Raw genomic sequence first — 19,756 nt, 5'->3', positions numbered from 1 at the left:
TTCTGAAGTCCCCAAAACTTCAGAAAATGTATTAATAAACCTTAATTAAACCATTAATGAATATGCAACAAGATTTACTCCAAAATTTAAAGGAAATATATCAAGTAGATGATTTTGAAATTGAAAATTTGAAATCACAAGTATTGGCAAATATCAGTGCCACAAAAGTGGAAAACAGTCCACCCAAATGTATTATTATCGCAGGGCAAGTAGGTAGTTTTAAGGAAGCGTTGAATCAAACTATTTGTGAAGAATTATCCGAAAACGTTATTCATTTGTCTTTGGATGAATTAAGGGAGTATCACCCTAAAGCGAATCAAATTAGACTACAAACTCCTGAATTATTTCTACCCATGACGCAGGATTTGGCTTTAATTTTATTTCAACATTTGGAAAATTTCGCTCTTGAAAAAGGCTTAAATGTCATATTAAGTAGTTCTCTGAATGATTTTGACAAAGTATCTGAGAAACTCAAAACTTTTCAAGATAAAAATTACCAAACGGAACTTCTTATGGTATCAATCAATAAGATGTATAGTTACTTAAATGCGGAAGAAAGGTATGAGGACGGTTTGCTTAAACAGCAGCAACCCATTTTGGTATCTAAGCAATACCACGACCAAATTTACGAGAACATTCCAACGGTTTTTCAACAACTCTTATCCACGGGTAAATTAGATAAAGTCAAGATTTATAGACTTGATACTACTCCCGAAGGCAATACACTACAATTATTAACAGATTCAAAAAATACGGCAGTCAGTCTGTATTTAGAGGAAAGGAGCAGAGATTTTAATGAAATAGAAACGCAAGTTTTACAACAGAAAACTCGTAAGATTAGGGATTTAAAGGTTAATCGTGAAGTCAATTTCTTAGAAAAAATACGTTTTGAAGCCAATATGCGAGTATTTTTAGATGATAAGAAGCAAAAGGCAAAATCAAGTAAAAAGAAAATGTGATGGTATTTATTTACATTATGGCAATTTTTTAAAATTTTGCCATAATGTAAATAAATACCTATATTTGTATTGAATAAAAACTAAATATTGTGCTAAATAGTCTCATTCATATACGTGATTTAAAACCTATTTTTAAGAAAAATAGGGAGGTTGAACGTGAGCAATTAGTAAATTTTATCAAGCAAAAGACAGGCTTGGAAAGTTCTACGTATCTGATTAATAAGCTACTTAAAGATGAAATTATCCATAGGACAGGTTATGGAAAATATGCTTTAAAAGAAAAAAAAGATGATTACATGCCAGAATTAAACGCTAAAGAAAAAGAAATATATCAGCTAATCAAGCTTAAAAAGTCATTGCTGGACGTTTGTATTTGGCGTACCTCCATCGTCAACGAATTTTCTTTGCATCAACCAGGTATATTTTCAATTATTGTCGAAGTGGAAAAAGTAGGTGTTGATGCTGTATTCAATTTGTTACGGGATAATTTTGAAAATGTCTATGTAAAACCCTCAAGAGAAGTATTAGATAATTATGTTTCATATCAGCAGGATGCAATTGTCGTTATACCTTTAATCTCAGAATCTCCTTTGATAAATGTGGATGAAGTAAGGACTATCAGTCTTGAGAAATTATTGGTTGATTTGGTAAGTGAAAACAAACTTTATGAAGCATTTCAAGGAGCAGAACTCACGTATATTTTCCAAGAGGCTTTGAGTAAATACACTTTCAGCAAAACCAAATTATTACGTTATGCCAACCGTAGGGGAATTAAGGAACAGTTGGAGAAAAAAATATTATCCCTGTTGTCATAATATATTTTAGAGAATTTAATAACATGATTAATCAAGATAAAACATTATCAGCCGAATGGCTGGAGCAAGTAAGTGTCAGTACAGGAGCAAAAGATAAATTATTGGTAGAAAAGACGATTCGGGCTTTATTATTATTGGAAGGTTTAGTGAATGTTGAATTAGACTTTATTTTTAAAGGTGGTACTGCTCTCTTACTAATGCAAGCTGATAAGCCCAAAAGGCTGTCGATTGACATTGATATTATCATGCCTAAACCTTACGATAAATTACTTTCACAGTTGGAAGAAGTTGCTCAAAAACAAGGTTTTTTGCGTATAGAAGGGCAACAACGAAAAAATCATATTGATATTTCTAAAGGTCATTTTAAATTTTTCTATCAACCCATTCACGCAACAAGAAACAAAGAAGAGTCCATTCTATTGGATATTCTATTTGAAGAAAATCCTTATCAAAAAATTGTTGAAACCCCCATTCAATCCCCTTTTTTATGGGTTGAAGATGTAATTCAGACGGTTAAAACTCCTTCTTTTGAAGATTTATTGGGAGATAAAATGACAGCTTTTGCTCCTAATACGACGGGTGTACCCTATTTCAAAGGAGATGATTCAAGGAGTAAAGAAATCATTAAACAACTTTTTGATGTCGGAAATTTATTCGATGTGGTAGAAGATTTAACAATTGTGAGAAAAACGTTTCATCACTTAGCCAAAGTAGAAACGGAATATCGAAACCTCTCGATTACTTCAGACGATGTTTTAGAAGATATGTACCAAACAGCTTTATGTATTGCACTCAGAGGAAATGATGGCAAAGGCAATTTTACAGAGTTATTAAGTGGTATCAATGGTTTAAAATCGTACATTTATTCGAGCAGTTTTAACTTAGACGCTTCTTTTATTTTTGCGGCAAAGGCGGCGTATTTAGCAAAGTTAATTGCTGTTGAATCTGCTGATATTGAGCGTTTTGTTTCAGAAAGAGAGGTCGTTGATAAAATTATTGAACAGCCTCACAATACAAAACTCAATAAACTAAAAAAGCCTAATGCTGATGCTTTTTGGTACTGGTATCATGCGACAAAATTATAAAAAAAAGAATGATTGATTTACATTATGGCAATAAATGAAAAAATTGCCATAATGTAAATATTCAAGACAGACAAATAAGTTTAACTCATTTTACATTCCGACTTTTACTCCGTTCGTTTTTACCTTCAAAGAACCTTCTTCAGCTACTAAATGACTAATATCATGTGTCGAGTCTTTCTGCTCAATGGTTGCATCAATCTGACTTTTCATGACTTCGAGGGCTTTCTTTTTGGTTTCAATTTGCTGTTCGCCCTGAAAGGTTTCCTGTGTGAATTTTCGGAGTTCATTTACATTCTTACTTAAAGAATCAATATTTTCTAATACATTTTCAAGCAAGAAAGGAATTTTAAGTAAAGCCCGGTGCGGATAATTGAGAGCTATTTCGGGCGTATTCGCTAAGAAACCGCCATTGAAAGTATATTTTACACCGTCATTGCCTTCAATAAATAAACTATGGTCTATGGTGCTTCTGAGTTCAACGTCTCTCAGTATGATTGACTCAAAATAAAGTCTCATTCCAAAGTATTCACCAACTTCATGAAAACCAGCCGTTTGAATGGAATTTTTAAGGTGTACTAAATACTGACCAATTTCTTTTTCGGTTTTAGGAAATAAATCTGTTCCTTCAAAAATGGTGGCAGTTTGGTTCTCCAAAAAATCTTCAAAAGTTTTTTCGTTAAGTACCAAATTTGACAGATGAGTTTTCTCTGATTCAAAGCTAAATCCTTGATGAACTAAGTTGTTTTTATCGTTGCTTAATGTTTCTAAACGATTTTTATTGAGTTCTAAAGATTGCTCTAATGCTCCAATTTTCTCATTGGCTTCTTTTTGTCCTTTCAAAAACATAGCTTTTTCGGATTCCATCTTACTCAATTCTCGCTCTAATTTAGCTTTATCCAAAAGCATAGTATTCCCAGAAAGAATGGCACAATATTCTGCATAATTCATGCCGTTGGTTTCGTCCATGCCGCCCTCATCAATTTTTCTAACGCCCAATTGATTGGCTTTAATTTGGTTGATGAAAATACTTTTATTGAGCAATAAATTGAACTTATACGAATCTAATGTTTGCTCAACGGCATAGACAAAATTATGAATTTCATTGTTGTTAAACTGTCGAGCATATTCATTTCCTTGTCTTGCTCCCCGCCCGATACGCTGCTCAAATTCAGAAGGTTTCCAAGGAATATCCAAATGGTGCATGGCAATCATTCGCTTTTGAGCATTTACTCCCGTCCCCAAAGTAGCCGTTGAGCCAATCAATGCTCGCACATCGCCTGAGTTCATTTTATCAAATAGTTGTTGGCGTTGGCGGTCATTTTTAAATTGTTGAATGAAGGCAATTTCGTGCTTAGGAATGCCCAAATCCATTAATTTGTCTCGAATTGCTTCATAAACATTAAACCCTGTTGATTTAGAAGAAGGCGTACTTAAATCGCAAAAAATCATTTGTGTGGCTTTATAATGCTCGCCTTTTTGGTAAAGCTCCCATAATTTTAAACAGCACTGATTGATTTTATTATTAACATCGTCTTTGAAGTAAGGATTTATCAAACGCATATCCAAAGCCATTTTCTTGGATTCATTGGTGGCAATCAGCATTTTTGCTTTCTCTTCGCTATCAGTTAATTTTCCCCGATAAATCAGCGTGCCATCACCCGTATTGGCAAATTCTTGCAATCTTCGAGAGAAATCCATTTGTTCCAAAGTTTGTGGCAAAACCACCAATTCTGTTTTGGCTTTCGGTGGAAAAATACCAGCCATATCAGAAGTTTTATAATCCGTAATTTGACTGTAAAAAATGGCTAATTCGGGTACTTTGATGTACTCTCTGAAACGCTCTTTTTGAATGATATTATTAGTGATAGAAATTTCGTATTCTTTGGATTTAACGCCATAAGTGGCAATCCAAGAATCGAAATTAAAAATTTGTTGCTTTTTCATCTCCTTCGGTCGGAGATATTTAAAGAGTAAATACAACTCGTTGAGTGAATTGGAAATGGGCGTACCCGATAAAAAGGTAACGCATAAATCTTTGTTCTTTTTCTCCTGTAAAGTCCTGATGGCAACCAACATATTCAAAGCACGGTCAGAACCTTCCATACTGCCCAAACCAGCCACATTATTGTGCCTTGTAGAATAAGTTAAGTTTTTATAAATGTGTGATTCGTCCACGAAAATATGGTCAAATCCCATCGAATCGAAGTTTAAAACATCATCACGATGCCCCTTAATGGCTTCCATTTTGGTTTTTAGCTTGGCTTCGAGATTGATTTTACGTTTAATGAGTCCTTTGTGTTGTTGTTTGGTTTCAGAGCTTTGATTTAACTCGTTCATTGACGCTAAATCTTTTTGTAAATTAGTTAATTCATCTCCCAAAACCTTTTGAAATGCTTCGGAAGAATGGGGAATTTTCCCGAATTGGTCGTGGGTAAGAATCACGCAATCCCAGTTATTATTTTTGATTTGATTGAAAATTACCTCTCGATTCTTTTTAGAAAAATCAACGTCACCGCTGTACAATATACGAGCGTTAGGATAGGCTTTTTTATAAGTTTCGGCAATTTGAGCAACATTGGCTTTTAGACAAAGAATTAATGGCTTTTGAGCAACACCTAAACGTTTCATTTCGTGACTGGCGACAATCATCGTGAGCGATTTCCCCAAGCCTACTTGGTGGTCAATAATGCCACCATCTTGTTGTACGGTTGTCCAAATGGCATCTTTTTGAGATTGATATAAATCTGGAATTCCTAAATTGGTAAGGTTTAATTCCTTGAAAGACAGGTGCTTGCCATCGTATTGAGGTTTTACATAGCAATTGAATTTATGATTATAGGTTTGAGCCAATTGAGCCTTGAATTCTTCGTTTTGTTCTTCTAAATAATTGATGAATTTCTGTCTAATTTCATCAATTTTACTATTTACCAAAATGGTTTTATCCTTATCAGTGACGTAGATATTTTTCTTTCTAATTTCATCGTAACCAATGAGTTTTTCCATTTTGGGACTGGTATTGTACAAAGCGTGTTCCAATAGGTCAATGCCATTCACCCGAGTATTATCTGCCGCCACAGCATACAATGTATTAATGATTTCATTGCGGTCATATTTACTATTTGAGACAATATAATTATCGGTATTCTCCAAATAGTCAACCGTAACGCTATTAGAATTGAATAATTTTCGGGCAAAATCTTCGTAGATTTTTGGAGAAATCCAGCGTTCTCCCAAATTGAAATCTAAATCTTGGTAAGGAATAGGAGTAGGGACAACTTCTTTGAGAAAAGAAAGCGTTTGGTGAAATCTCTCCTTTTTAGAAAAGTCAATATCAAGCCCCGATTCTGCTTGTTTCTCAAACCTTGCTAATTGATTTTCTAACCAATTAATTTTCTCAATGACGTTTCCAGAAATAACGGAAGTATAGCCTTCGTATCGTTCTGTTTTGGGATTAAAAGCTATTAATTTCTCTGCTAAAAGCGTTTCTTCGATGAGTGGAATTGACTGATTCGCTAATTTTTGAATCATGGCAATGTCCGCAAAACCCGTTTGGTTGAGCGTTACATAGAACGCATCTTGAATCGAATATTCTTTTGCCTGATTAAACGCAATAGGATGATGAAAAATATCTGATTTAACAAACTTACCTTCCTGAACTCGCTCTAAACCAATGATTTCTTTGTTTCTCGGGTCTTCATCCAACACTTTTTTATTGGAATTTATCGCTCCATATCGAGTATGAAAATCATTGTAAAGTGTATTGAGTGAAGTCCGTAAACCTGCATATTCAATATTTTCTGTTGCTTCTAAACGATACAGTTTTTCGTATTCCTGCCGAATTTGAATGGCTAAACGATATAAATTCTCCACATTTTTAGGATAATTAGTTTCACTCAGATAATTACCAGAAATATCAAGTGTTAGTCTGCGTAGTTTATCATCATGAATCATCAATTGCCCATCGACTTCTCCTTCGAGCAATGGATATGGATAAGCAATTTTGGCAGGTTTTACCAACATTTTTTCGGGTTCTACACTGCCAAATAAATTCAATTGGAAAACATCTTTCGATTTAGTTTTGGGCGAAGGATTGAAGTTTAACGTTTGAGTCTGAGCAACTTTTGGCGTTGGTCGATAGTTAGCAGAAAAATCTTTTTGTAGAATTGCCTCCAAAGAAGAAGCAATTTGAGCGATTCCACCAGTTTTAAAATATTCAAGACTCGGTTTTCCGTACAAATCTGTTCCAAATTTTAGTTCATCGGAAATAATTGCTGTTGGATGATTCTTGAAAAATTCATTGATACCATATTGGGTAGGGCGAGCATTAGCGAATGAATCAGCCGAATTTTCCAAAAAAGAAGAACGAACCAATGACTGTTCAATAGGAGAGAGGTTTGTTTTCTGATTAGTTTTTTGAAGAATCAATAAATCAGAACCCGCTTCCGTGCCAGCAGATAAAAAAGTATTATTGGGTAGTCGAACCGCAGAAATTAAATTGGCATTGGCTAATAAAAACTGCCGAATGGGCAAATTGGCAGGACTATCCAAAACGCCTTGTGGCATAATATGAGCCATCAAACCACCGATTTTCAAGGCATCTAACGATTTTACCATGAAATAATTATGAATATTATTGGTGGCTAATCGCTTGGCTCTGTTGGGATTAAGATTGTACGCCTCATCAAAAACCTTAAAATTGCCAAAAGGAATATTAGAGGAAACTAAATCATACGTTTCTAACTTTTTCTTTCCTAACATTTCAAAACCATGATTAATACCCGAAGGGTTTAAGCCTTGTAAAATCATGGCGGTCAAAGCATCTTTTTCCATGAGTAGCGACTCCGATATTTTTAAACCTTGACTTTCAAAGGCTTTTTGAAATAAACCAGTGCCTGCTGAAGGGTCAAGATATTTTTCTGCTGAAACACCATGAGCAACTAATGTTTTCCCAAGCGACTCAATGACAGCCGTTGGTGTATAAAAACTGGTAAGAATACTGTTTTTGATGCTTTCGAGGTAGTCTTGGTATTTGTCCTGAGTAGAAAGAAATTGATGAAGTTCTTCAATAGTTGCTTTCAATTTGAGCGATTCAAGACTCCATGCTTTTATATCATCTAAGGGTAGCAATAACTCCTTGATTCCTCCCCAACCGTTGAATTTTAAAAGCATTTCTCGGTCTGTTCCTGCTGCAATTTGTTGGTTGGCAACTAAGTCAAAAGCCAAACGAATAGCCGCCAAGTTGTCTTTCAGAACTTGTTTTTTATGATATGACATGGTTTTAAGTTTAGAGAAAATGCAAAAGAGTATCTGAAAACGAATGGCTACATCTGTTTACAAATACTCTGATGATTATGGTAATAAGTAAGAATAACAAATTAATTAATTAATAATATTAAATATTGTCATCATTACGTAGGGGCGTATCGCATACGCCCAAAAAGTCGAGATGTGGGCGTATGCGATACGCCCCTACACAATATCAATTTATTTATTCCAAATAATTTGAGGTTTAAACTAAAAAGAAGGCATCGACTAAAGTAGAGATATTTGCCCCTGAGTCGATTTGAGAGCGGTATTCTTTAGAAAAATACAGCATTTTTTCACGAGTATCCGCATCAAAAGTATCAATTGAAAATCCGTAGTTTTCGGTCAGAAATCCTTCTAAATTGGAGAATGACGTTTGGAATGTTAAGAGATGTTTGTTGGCAATTTCTTCTGCTTCGGTAGCTTGCATTCCTGAGAGAATCAAACTTTCTGATTCGAGGTAGTATGTATCAATTCGCTGATTGATAAGTTCCTCCAAATCATTTTGAGCATAATAATCTAAAATGTCGGGGTGATGCTGAGAAAGGTAACTAATGACTGCTTTCTTTTTTTCAGTCAAAACGTGTGGGTCGAGATTGATGGTTTGATTCATAGGAAAAGAAATGTTAATTGAGTATATATGTAATTAATTGTTGCAAATCTAATACTTTTTCTCAATAAGGAGCAAAATATTGGTGAGATAATTTTTTTATCGGCTGTTGTGTTGTCCAAAGACCGTCTTCTCAGACCTTACGCACAAGCTTACGAAGACCATCTTTGGAAGTAATGCGAGCATACCCCTATCCCAATGCGGCCCATTCATGCCATCGCTCAAACCTCTCAAAAAATGAATGGCTGCATTGTGATAGGGGTAAGCTCGGTGATTTGAAATGCTTGCTTTTACGCTCTATTTCCCAAATAATATCAGCCATTTTAGCTATATTTGGGCATAAATTCATATTTTCTCTTATTTTTAAACACCCCCTATGAACACCGCTTCACACAATAAAATTGTTTCCTTTATTTGGTCTATTGCTGATGATTGTCTCCGAGATGTTTACGTTCGTGGTAAATACCGTGACGTAATTTTGCCAATGGTTGTTCTCCGTCGTTTGGATGCTCTACTCGAAATCTCAAAAGCTGAGGTAATGGAAGAACTCAGGTTTCAAACGGAAGAAGCTGGCTTTACCGAATTAGACGATAAAGGATTTCAGGAGGCTTCTGGCTATGTTTTTTATAATACCTCGAAGTGGACGTTGCAGTTACTCCATGATACCGCCACCAATTCCCAACAATTATTAGAATCAAATTTTAAAGAATATATTGATGGATTTAGTACCAATGTGAAGGAAATTATCACCAAGTTTAAACTCCGCAGTCAAATTAATCACATGGCTAACAAAGATGTTTTGCTGGCTGTGTTAGAAAAATTTACTTCTCCTTATATCAATCTAACGCCTTTTGAAAAAAATGACCCCGAAGGACGGAAACTTCCGCCGCTTTCTAACTTAGGAATGGGTTACGTTTTTGAAGAATTAATACGAAAATTTAATGAAGATAATAACGAAGAAGCAGGTGAACACTTTACGCCCCGTGAAGTAATTGACCTGATGACACACGTTATTTTTGACCCCATCAAAGAGAATCTCCCTGCGGTTATGACTATTTATGACCCTGCTTGTGGTTCTGGTGGTATGCTTACAGAGGCTCAAAATTTTATTAAAGACGAAGAAGGGCAAATTCAGGCTAAAGGAGACGTTTATCTCTATGGAAAAGAAATCAATGACGAAACCTACGCCATTTGTAAATCCGATATGATGATTAAGGGCAATGACCCTGCTAATATCAAAAACGGCTCTACTTTGGCAACCAATGAGTTTTCGGGTATTCATTTTGACTTTATGCTCTCTAATCCTCCTTATGGTAAATCATGGGCAAGTGAGGTAAAATACATTAAAGATGGTAATGAAGTCATTGACAAACGTTTCTTGATTAAACTCAAAAATTATTGGGGCGAAGCAGAAGACGTGGAAGCTGTGCCACGTTCATCGGATGGACAATTGCTGTTTTTGATGGAAATGGTTGATAAAATGAAACCTGCCAATATTAGCCTTACGGGTTCTCGTATTGCGTCGGTTCATAATGGTTCGAGTCTTTTTACGGGTGATGCTGGCGGGGGAGAAAGTAATATTCGTCGCTACATTATTGAAAATGATTTACTCGAAGCCATTATTCAATTACCCAATAACTTATTTTACAACACAGGAATTACTACCTATATCTGGATTTTATGCAACAACAAAAAAGCTAACCGCAAAGGGAAAGTGCAGTTGATTGATGCAGGGCAATTATACCGTAAACTTCGCAAAAATTTAGGGAATAAAAACTGTGAATTTGCCCCCGAACACATTGAGCAAATTATTGATGTTTACCAAAATCTTACCGCCATTGAACGTTTGGGCGATGAAGGAATTGCCAGTAAAGTATTTGATAATCAAGATTTTGGCTATTACAAAGTTACCATTGAACGTCCAAAACGCTTGAAAGCCCAATTTTCAGCGGAACGCATTGCTGATTTACGTTTTGTAAATAGTCTCCGTGAACCCATGACTTGGGCTTACGAAACTTTTGGCGAAAGTATTTATACCGATTTACCCAAATTTGAAAAGAAAATTATTGATTGGTGCGACGCTCAGGAGTTGAATCTTTCTCGCAAATTGCAAGAAACTTTGGTCAATCCGCTGACTTGGAAAAAGCAACAAAATATTTTAGAAATCGCTAAGGTTTTGATGCAAGCCATTGGTAATGAAGAATATAATGACTTTAATGTTTTCAAGAAATTGGTAGATGATGAGCTGAAAGCCCGTAAAGAAAAACTTTCGGCTTCTGAGAAAAATTTAATCTTGAATGCGGTTTCGTGGTACGGTGCTGCTGCCGAAAAGGTAATCAAAGGTATAAGTAAGTTTACCCCCGAAAAACTCAGCCAATTATTAGAACGTTTGGGCTGTACAGAAAGCCAATTAGCTGATTTTGGCTATTTCCCGACTGCTAAAAAATTAGAATATCTGGAATACGAAACGGAATCTGATTTGCGTGATACTGAAAATGTGCCGTTGAAAGAATTGATTTACGACTACTTCATCAGAGAAGTAAAACCGCACGTTTCAGAGGCTTGGCTCAATTTGGATTCTACCAAAATTGGTTATGAAATCAGTTTTAATAAGTATTTCTATCGTCATAAACCTTTGCGTGATTTAGAGGAAGTTTCAAACGATATTTTGGCTTTGGAAAATGAAAGTGATGGTTTGATTCGGGAGATTTTGGGTTTATTTTAGATTGAAATTAAAGCGTCTTAGATTTGGCAGACAGCGTCTGCCAAATTCAAAAATGTGATGATTGGGAAATAGAAGAAATAGCTATTTATCTTCAAATAGATGCTTCAATTGTCTGAAAAACAGACATTACTGAAACTTATTCGGACTTATATACTTATTAATGCAAAACCTCACCCCCGACCCCTCTCCGATGGAGAGGGGAGAAAAAAGCGGAAGAATGCTCCCCTCTCCATCGGAGAGGGGCTGGGGGTGAGGTTTTTAGGACTTGCATTAATAAGTATACAGTTCCGAACTTATTTAATCAGAAAACTTACAAAAATAAATCGTGGAAAATAAGGAATTAATCTTACGCACAAGTAATGAATTGTTTGCAGGAGTGGAACAACTGATTTTTTCAGCTCGAAAAAAAGTGGCTATTAGTCTCAACAAAGAAACGACTCTTTTGTATTTCAATATAGGTTACTACATTAATACGAATCTTAAAGAAAATAACCAATTACCCTATGGTGCTAAGATTCTTGCGACACTGTCGCAATTATTGACAAACTCGTTTGGGAAAGGAAAAATACAAAGTAGCCCAATATTTAACCGAATTACCCAGTAAAGAATGGTTTGCTAACAAATTGCACAGAGCCATAGAAATAACTAAAATGAACCAATTTAAACATGAACAATAACATACAAAAATATACCACCTATAAACCCTCTGGCGTAGAATGGCTGGGGGAAATTCCTGAGCATTGGAAGGCATTACATAACAAATACATTTTTAGATTAAAGAAAAATTTAGTTGGTAAAAAATCACATTTGTACGAACTACTTTCTTTAACACTTTTTGGGGTTATTAAACGTGATATGGAAAACCCACAAGGTAAATTCCCTGCTGAATTTGACACTTATCAAGAGGTTAAAAAAGGTGATTTTATATTTTGTTTATTTGATGTAGAAGAAACACCAAGAACTGTCGGACTCTCTGAATTTGATGGAATGATTACAGGTGCTTACACGGTATTTGATGTAAACAAGAGCTTTGATAGAAAATTTCTTTATTACTTTTATCTTAATTTAGATAATGGGAAGAGAATGAAGCCTCTTTATACTGGATTAAGAAATACGATTTCTAAGGACAATTTTTTCGCATTCAGAACATTAATCCCACCACTAAGCGAACAAACCCGCATTGCTGAATTTCTTGACCGTAAAACCGCCCAAATAGACCAAGCTGTTACGATAAAAGAAAAACAAATTGCCTTGTTAAAAGAGCGTCGCCAAATATTGATTCATCGGGCGGTAACTCGTGGTATTAATCCAGATGTAAAACTAAAACCCTCGGGCGTAGAATGGATTGGGGATATTCCTGAGCATTGGGAGGTTATAAAAACTAAATTTGCCTCAGAATTTATATATGATGGAACACATGGAAGCTATCCAAGAGTAGAGACTGGTTTCAGACTATTAAGTGTAAGAAATATTATTGAAGATAATTTTGTTTTTCGGGATGATGATAGCCGTATTTCGGAAAAACATTTTAAGGAAATTTCGAATAAATTTCTGGTTTCAAATGGAGATATACAATTAGCAATTGTAGGTGCAACCTTGGGAAAGGTAGCTATCGTTGAAAATTTAATAGAGCCAATAGTAACACAGAGAAGTGTTTGTACTATTCGTGCAAATAATGTATGTCTAACCAAATTTATATTCTACTTCATAAAAAGTGAACCTTTCCAAAACTACTTGTGGTTAAACGCAGGATTTTCGGCACAACCAGGTGTCTATTTAGGTACGATTCAAAATAGCTACTTAACAAGACCTCCGTTAATGGAACAAGAGCAAATAGTTAATTATATTAAAGATATATCAAAAAAGATTGCAACGGCCATTAAATTAAAAGAGCAAGAAATTGAAAAATTGAAGGAATATAAAAGTACCTTAATTAATAGTGCGGTAACGGGGAAGGTGCGGGTTTGAGCCTACGGAATGAATTCCGTAGTTAGTACATCGGTCGTCCCGCTGGGACTTTGTGGAGAGACTCTAATGCCATAGGCATGACCGATATCCTAACAACCGATTTTAATCGGTTGAAATCTGGAACGATGTGGTACAGCTCAAATGCCGTAGTCATGAACGATATTATAGCAACCGATTTTAATCGGTTGAAAATTAAATAAAAAATAATTTATGGCAAATACATACCATCAATTGTATATTCAAACTGTTTTTGCGGTAAAATACAGAGAAGCCGTAATTGATAAAGCATGGAAATCAGAATTATTAGCGGTTATTGGCAATTTAATAAACGAAACAGGTTGTAAAACTATCATCGTGAATGGTGTAGAAGACCACGTCCATTGTTTTTTTAAACTAAAACCAACTTGTTGCGTTTCTGATGTAATGAAAAATGCAAAAGCAAAATCCTCTAAATGGCTCAACGAAAGCGGATTACTTTCACATAGATTTGAATGGCAAATTGGGTTTGGTGCGTTTACATACAGTAAATCACACATTGATAAGGTTTATAAGTATATTTTAAACCAAGAGGAACATCATAAAAAGCAAACTTTCAAGGAAGAGTATTTGAATATGCTTGAGAAATACGAAATTGATTACGATGAAACTTATCTATTTGAAGAATTGATTTAAAATTTTCAAACCAATGAGACGACCGATTGCAACGGATTTTAATCGGTTGCTACAATATCGTTCATGCCTACGGCATTTGAATGATGAAAAAGTCCCATCGGGACGACCGATATTTTAACTACGGAATTTATTCCGTAGCAAAAGAGCAACCGATAACTTACCTACGGAATTTATTCCGTAGAAACCCCCAAAATCTATGAGTAGCACCACCAACGAACAGGCTCTCGAAGCAGCCATTGAAAAAAAGCTAACAGGTTCTACCCTCGAAGCACTAAAAGCACAATATCCGCAAGGCAATATTTTTGAAGTTGCCGAAAGTTACCGTTCGGGCAACGGCTATTGGTTGGGCAATCCGCAAGACTTCAACAAAGACTACGCCATTGACCAAAAACGTTTTTGGCATTTCTTAGAAAACACCCAAGCCGAAGAATTAGCCAAACTCCAACGTGCCAGCGATTGGAAACTCAAAATATTAGAACGCCTCGACCGTATGATTAAAAAATACGGCGTGTTACATATTTTACGCAAAGGATTAGAAGTTGAGGATGCCAATTTTACGATGCTTTACGTTTCGCCCTTAGCGTCGAGTGGCAAAACGGTTAAAGAAAATTTTGAGAAAAACGAATTTTCGGTAACTCGGCAAATCTGTTATTCCAAAACCAATCCCCGTGAAGAAATAGACATGGTGCTGTTTATCAATGGGTTAGCCGTATCAACAATTGAACTAAAAAACCATTGGACAGGGCAAAATGCCAGAGTTCATGGCGTAAATCAATACAAAAATAACCGAGACATCACCCAACCATTATTGCAATTTGGGCGGTGTTTAGTGCATTTTGCCGTTGACACCGACGAAATATTTATGACCACCCGTTTGAACGGCAAAGACACCTTTTTCTTACCCTTCAACAAAGGCGTAAATCAAGGCTCAGGCAATCCTGTAAACCCTTATGGGCATAAAACCGCCTATTTGTGGGATGAAATATTGACCCGCCAAAGCCTTGCCAATATTGTTCAACATTTTGTTACTTTAGACGGAAAAGCCAATGAACCACTTAACAAAAGAAATCTAATTTTCCCCCGTTACCATCAATTAGAAGTAGTAAGACGAATTTTGAAAGATGCCAGTCAGCAAGGAATAGGACAAACCTATTTAATTCAACATTCGGCAGGTTCGGGCAAATCAAATTCCATTGCTTGGGCAGCTTATCAATTGATAGAATGTTATCCGATTGACGACACCGTGAGAGGCAACCGAGGCATAGAAAAACCTCTTTTTGATTCCGTCATTGTGGTAACCGACCGCACGATATTAGACAAACAGATTAGAGAAAACATCAAAGAATTTTCACAGGTTAAAAATATTGTAGCTCCAGCGTTTAGTTCGCAGGAATTACGAACCAATTTAGAAACAGGCAAAAAAATCATTATTACCACCATTCAAAAATTCCCCTTCATCATAGATGGCATTGCGGATTTGAGTGATAAAAGATTTGCCGTCATTATCGACGAAGCCCACAGCTCGCAAAGCGGTTCTGCCGCCGATAATATGAACCGTGCGATGGGTAAAAAAGCGAATGAAGAAAACGAAGAAGAAATAGACACCCAAGATTTGATTTTGGAAGTGATGCGTTCACGCAAGATGCGGGGAAATGCCTCATACTTAGCTTTTACGGCAACACCCAAAAATACAACCCTCGAAAAATTTGGCGTAAAACAAACAGACGAATCATTCAAGCCTTTTCATTTATACTCCATGAAACAGGCGATTGAAGAAGGATTTATTTTAGACGTTTTAGCCAATTATACCACCTACAAAAGCTTTTATGAGTTAGAAAAATCCATTGAAGAAAACCCTGATTTCAAGACAAAAAAAGCTCAGAAAGTATTAAAAGCCTACGTAGAACGCCACAAAGAAACGATACAAACCAAAGCCGAAATCATGATTGACCATTTTATCGGAAATGTGGTGGCTACTAAAAAACTAAAAGGCAAAGCCAAAGCAATGGTGGCAACGCAAAGTATTGAGTCGGCGATTCTTTATTTTATGGCAATTCGTAAGATTTTAGCAGATAAAAACGTCAATTTCAAAGCTGTAATAGCCTTTTCTGGTAAGAAAACCGTGAACGGTATTGAACATACGGAAGACAGTATCAATGGTTTTGCAGGAAAAGACATCAAGGACAAATTTGATGATGATGAATACAAAATATTAGTGGTCGCCAATAAATTCTTGACAGGTTTTGACCAACCCAAACTTTGCACCATGTACGTTGATAAAAAACTGCAAGGCGTTTTGGCGGTACAGGCACTTTCAAGACTCAACCGTTCAGCCAATTCATTGGGTAAAAGAGTAGAAGATTTATTTATTCTTGATTTCTTCAATTCAACCGAAGACATAAAAGCCGCTTTTGACCCCTTCTATACATCCACAACCCTCAGCAAAGCCACCGATGTAGGCGTATTGAGCGAGTTAAAAATAGAATTGGACGAAGTGGGCGTTTATGAATGGAACGAAATAGAAGATTTTGTGGAGAAATACTTCAAAAATGCCGATGCTCAACAACTAAGCCCAATTATTGACACCGCCGCCGAACGTTTTAACGAAGCGTTGGAACTGGAAGAAAAACACAAAGCAGACTTCAAAATTAAAGCCAAACAGTTTGTAAAGATTTACGGACAAGTAGCGGCAATCATGAGTTTTGAGAATGAGCGTTGGGAAAAATTGTATTGGTTTTTGAAATTTCTGATACCAAAACTCATTATCAAAAACCCAGAAAATGATAAATTAGACGAACTCTTGAACAAGATAGATTTATCAACGTATGGACTACAACGTACAAAATTAGGGCAGAGCATAACGTTGGACGATAAAGAAACCATGATTGACCCACAAAATGCCAATCCGAGAGGAGTACGTGATGGCGAAGAGATAGACCCTTTGGATTTGATTATCAAGAGTTTCAATGAAAAGTGGTTTCAAGGCTGGAACGCCACGCCCGAAGAACAACGGGTTAAATTTGTGAGTATTGCCAGATTTGTGAGAGAACACCCCAATTTTAAAACACATTATGTGAATAATCATGATGTGCAAAACCGAGATTTGGCATTAATGCGAATGATTAGTGATGCTATCAGTCAGCAACGCAAGAGCGAGTTAGAACTCTATAAACTGTACGTAAACGACGGAGCTTTTAAAATGGCTTTGGAAGATTCTATTCGAAGAATGGTTGAGGTTAGGTAGGAGGTGAATATCGTTGATTTTGGGAAAAAACGTTTTGCAGATTCGCAATCAGATTTCCCAAAATTGACGAGATTGTTAGGCTTGTAGCGTTCTTGACACTTTAAAACTTGCCCTAAAAAGAGCCTTAATCTCGGCAGATTTTTGTAGCCCCGAAATTTATTTCGGGGAAATAACGAAAAATTCAATCAAAATTTCTTGAGAATGGGATATTAAAAGATTTGTTTTATTTTGTTTATTTTTTGCCATTCACACCATCTTTATGTGCTTGATTTAGTTTAAAATTCTTCTCAAAATCTCGCTCCATCCGTATTTAATAAAATGTCTTAATTCCTACTTTCCTGACCTACTATGTTAGACGTGAAAACAAAAATTAATGTTTTGATAATCATGTTGTTAGGAAGTCTTAATTCTTGCTTTTTTATCGGAGGGTTAGGACTGTTTTTTCGATGATATTTACTCCGTAAAGTCTTAATCCTTATTCTACTGGAAGTTGAGTTGATGTATAAACGTAGTCAGCGTTCAAAACGCTGACTACGTTACGTTTTAATCCTTATTCTACTGGAAGTTGGGTTGCTGTTTAGGCTTACAACCTAACATGAGATATGTTCTTAGTCTTAATCCTTATTCTACTGGAAGTTGGGTTGCTGTCAGGTAGGGTCATTGCAGGGGTGAAAAGAAAAATGGTCTTAATCCTTATTCTACTGGAAGTTGGGTTGCTGTCCAAACTTGGGGCTATCCTTGTATTAATTATATTTATGTCTTAATCCTTATTCTACTGGAAGTTGGGTTGCTGTAAGTCTTATGTAAACAGTATTTCAAATACCTTTGAAGGTCTTAATCCTTATTCTACTGGAAGTTGGGTTGCTGTTCAATAAGAATGGTATATTATATTTTACAAATAATGTCTTAATCCTTATTCTACTGGAAGTTGGGTTGCTGTCAATCAATAAAGAATTAAAAGGGCTTTCCAATAGTGGTCTTAATCCTTATTCTACTGGAAGTTGGGTTGCTGTTTTGCGTGACCTTCGCCTTTACGGTTGCAAGTGAGACGTCTTAATCCTTATTCTACTGGAAGTTGGGTTGCTGTAAAAGTAAGGATAATTATCCTGATGATTTAGTGAATTTCTGTCTTAATCCTTATTCTACTGGAAGTTGGGTTGCTGTTACGGTATAGGCGTACTTTGCGAAAATAACCGAAATTAGTCTTAATCCTTATTCTACTGGAAGTTGGGTTGCTGTAATATCAGTGCTGATTATTCAGACTGTACGTACCTTATGTCTTAATCCTTATTCTACTGGAAGTTGGGTTGCTGTAGCAGAAATTACTATACAGTTGAAAATGGAATAGCTTGTCTTAATCCTTATTCTACTGGAAGTTGGGTTGCTGTTACATGGAAAAAGAACCAACAGAGAATCATAAGAAAAATGTCTTAATCCTTATTCTACTGGAAGTTGGGTTGCTGTAAAAATTAAATCAAGATGAAGTTATTGAATTCTTGTCTTAATCCTTATTCTACTGGAAGTTGGGTTGCTGTAGAAAAATTCATCTATATTTATAGATTTTCAATTTCTGTCTTAATCCTTATTCTACTGGAAGTTGGGTTGCTGTTTTGCTAATAATTTATTAAGAATGTGTAATTTAATGGGTCTTAATCCTTATTCTACTGGAAGTTGGGTTGCTGTTGGTTTATCTAAGGCTCGACTCCTCCCGCAAATTTGGTCTTAATCCTTATTCTACTGGAAGTTGGGTTGCTGTTGCATGATAGTAACAACATTGAATTATTTAGAGGTAATGTCTTAATCCTTATTCTACTGGAAGTTGGGTTGCTGTCCATGAAAAAATTAAATGTAGATAAATTAAAATCTTATGTCTTAATCCTTATTCTACTGGAAGTTGGGTTGCTGTAGTTTATGATTCAATTTATGAAAATTTAAAAATTTAACAAGTCTTAATCCTTATTCTACTGGAAGTTGGGTTGCTGTTTCAATTAATGGAATTTTGTAACAGACTCACTCAAAGTCTTAATCCTTATTCTACTGGAAGTTGGGTTGCTGTAACACTTTAAAGGCTTCAAACATTCAATTTAAGAGAGTCTTAATCCTTATTCTACTGGAAGTTGGGTTGCTGTGTTTATGCTGATAGCATTTTAGATGCTTTGGATAAATGTCTTAATCCTTATTCTACTGGAAGTTGGGTTGCTGTTTTGATGAAAGAAATTGAAGAAAATAAAGTTATTTGTCTTAATCCTTATTCTACTGGAAGTTGGGTTGCTGTCAATAGGAAATGTAAGCAAAGAAAATATTGAGAAATGTCTTAATCCTTATTCTACTGGAAGTTGGGTTGCTGTAAATTCGTCTTTCACATGGTAGAAAA

At 35.7% G+C, this 19,756-nt stretch carries 11 protein-coding genes and 1 CRISPR repeat array (1 of these 12 cut by a window edge); of the genes, 9 read left to right on the top strand and 2 right to left on the bottom strand.

What is annotated here, in order from left to right; genetic code table 11:
* Positions 1–62: 62 nt before the first annotated feature.
* The 3 genes from VB796_RS21345 to VB796_RS21335 all read left to right on the top strand — a co-directional run bounded on the left by VB796_RS21345 (position 63) and on the right by VB796_RS21335 (position 2,859).
* Positions 63–959: a zeta toxin family protein gene (locus tag VB796_RS21345; RefSeq protein WP_323348618.1), complete on the top strand. Its 897-nt coding sequence runs from the start codon at positions 63–65 to the stop codon at positions 957–959.
* An 89-nt stretch (positions 960–1,048) separates the two neighbouring features.
* The gene (locus tag VB796_RS21340) at positions 1,049–1,774 is read left to right on the top strand and encodes a DUF6577 family protein (RefSeq protein WP_323348617.1); all 726 of its coding nucleotides are present in this window, start codon (positions 1,049–1,051) and stop codon (positions 1,772–1,774) included.
* Positions 1,775–1,797: 23 nt separating this feature from the next.
* Entirely contained in the window at positions 1,798–2,859 is a 1,062-nt protein-coding gene (locus VB796_RS21335) for a nucleotidyl transferase AbiEii/AbiGii toxin family protein (RefSeq protein ID WP_323348616.1), read from the top strand.
* A gap of 90 nt (positions 2,860–2,949) precedes the next feature.
* Here the strand turns inward: VB796_RS21335 and VB796_RS21330 are convergent, their stop codons facing one another.
* Together VB796_RS21330 and VB796_RS21325 are read right to left on the bottom strand one after the other, a co-directional pair.
* The gene (locus VB796_RS21330; RefSeq protein ID WP_323348615.1) at positions 2,950–8,133 is read right to left on the bottom strand and encodes a helicase-related protein; all 5,184 of its coding nucleotides are present in this window, start codon (positions 8,131–8,133) and stop codon (positions 2,950–2,952) included.
* Positions 8,134–8,368: 235 nt separating this feature from the next.
* Entirely contained in the window at positions 8,369–8,776 is a 408-nt protein-coding gene (locus tag VB796_RS21325; protein WP_323348614.1) for a hypothetical protein, read from the bottom strand.
* 373 nt (positions 8,777–9,149) lie between these two features.
* Between VB796_RS21325 and VB796_RS21320 the strand changes: the two genes are divergently transcribed.
* From VB796_RS21320 to VB796_RS21295, 6 genes are all read left to right on the top strand, one after another.
* Positions 9,150–11,498 carry a class I SAM-dependent DNA methyltransferase gene (locus VB796_RS21320; protein WP_323348613.1) on the top strand — a complete coding sequence of 783 codons (2,349 nt, stop codon included), beginning with the start codon at positions 9,150–9,152 and terminating at the stop codon, positions 11,496–11,498.
* A 325-nt stretch (positions 11,499–11,823) separates the two neighbouring features.
* A complete protein-coding gene (locus tag VB796_RS21315; protein ID WP_323348612.1) occupies positions 11,824–12,102 on the top strand; it encodes a DUF1016 N-terminal domain-containing protein in 279 nt (92 codons plus the stop codon).
* Positions 12,103–12,164: 62 nt separating this feature from the next.
* A complete protein-coding gene (locus VB796_RS21310; RefSeq protein WP_323348611.1) occupies positions 12,165–13,466 on the top strand; it encodes a restriction endonuclease subunit S in 1,302 nt (433 codons plus the stop codon).
* 77 nt (positions 13,467–13,543) lie between these two features.
* Positions 13,544–13,666, top strand: a complete 123-nt coding sequence (locus VB796_RS21305) for a hypothetical protein (RefSeq protein ID WP_323348610.1) — start codon at positions 13,544–13,546, stop codon at positions 13,664–13,666.
* 10 nt (positions 13,667–13,676) lie between these two features.
* Complete coding sequence (gene tnpA, locus VB796_RS21300) at positions 13,677–14,138, top strand: IS200/IS605 family transposase (protein WP_323348609.1); 462 nt, start codon at positions 13,677–13,679, stop codon at positions 14,136–14,138.
* A gap of 196 nt (positions 14,139–14,334) precedes the next feature.
* Positions 14,335–17,382 carry a type I restriction endonuclease subunit R gene (locus tag VB796_RS21295; RefSeq protein ID WP_323348608.1) on the top strand — a complete coding sequence of 1,016 codons (3,048 nt, stop codon included), beginning with the start codon at positions 14,335–14,337 and terminating at the stop codon, positions 17,380–17,382.
* Between the two features lie 465 nt (positions 17,383–17,847).
* Positions 17,848–19,756: a CRISPR direct-repeat array (repeat unit 37 nt; unit sequence GTCTTAATCCTTATTCTACTGGAAGTTGGGTTGCTGT) (it continues 657 nt past the right edge of the window).

Source organism: Arcicella sp. LKC2W, assembly GCF_034931005.1.
Taxonomy (GTDB): Bacteria; Bacteroidota; Bacteroidia; order Cytophagales; family Spirosomataceae; genus Arcicella.
The sequence above is the reverse complement of the archived record's forward strand: the minus strand, read 5'-3'. Positions and strand labels throughout refer to the sequence as shown.

What these genes read in the sequence shown, in the direction of transcription:
- VB796_RS21335 (WP_323348616.1), top strand. Translation starts at nt 1,798, where the DNA reads ATGATTAATCAAGATAAAACATTATCAGCCGAATGGCTGGAGCAAGTA.
- VB796_RS21305 (WP_323348610.1), top strand. Translation starts at nt 13,544, where the DNA reads ATGACCGATATCCTAACAACCGATTTTAATCGGTTGAAATCTGGAACG.
- tnpA (WP_323348609.1), top strand. Translation starts at nt 13,677, where the DNA reads ATGGCAAATACATACCATCAATTGTATATTCAAACTGTTTTTGCGGTA.
- VB796_RS21345 (WP_323348618.1), top strand. Translation starts at nt 63, where the DNA reads ATGCAACAAGATTTACTCCAAAATTTAAAGGAAATATATCAAGTAGAT.
- VB796_RS21310 (WP_323348611.1), top strand. Translation starts at nt 12,165, where the DNA reads ATGAACAATAACATACAAAAATATACCACCTATAAACCCTCTGGCGTA.
- VB796_RS21330 (WP_323348615.1), bottom strand. Translation starts at nt 8,133, where the DNA reads ATGTCATATCATAAAAAACAAGTTCTGAAAGACAACTTGGCGGCTATT.
- VB796_RS21325 (WP_323348614.1), bottom strand. Translation starts at nt 8,776, where the DNA reads ATGAATCAAACCATCAATCTCGACCCACACGTTTTGACTGAAAAAAAG.
- VB796_RS21320 (WP_323348613.1), top strand. Translation starts at nt 9,150, where the DNA reads ATGAACACCGCTTCACACAATAAAATTGTTTCCTTTATTTGGTCTATT.
- VB796_RS21295 (WP_323348608.1), top strand. Translation starts at nt 14,335, where the DNA reads ATGAGTAGCACCACCAACGAACAGGCTCTCGAAGCAGCCATTGAAAAA.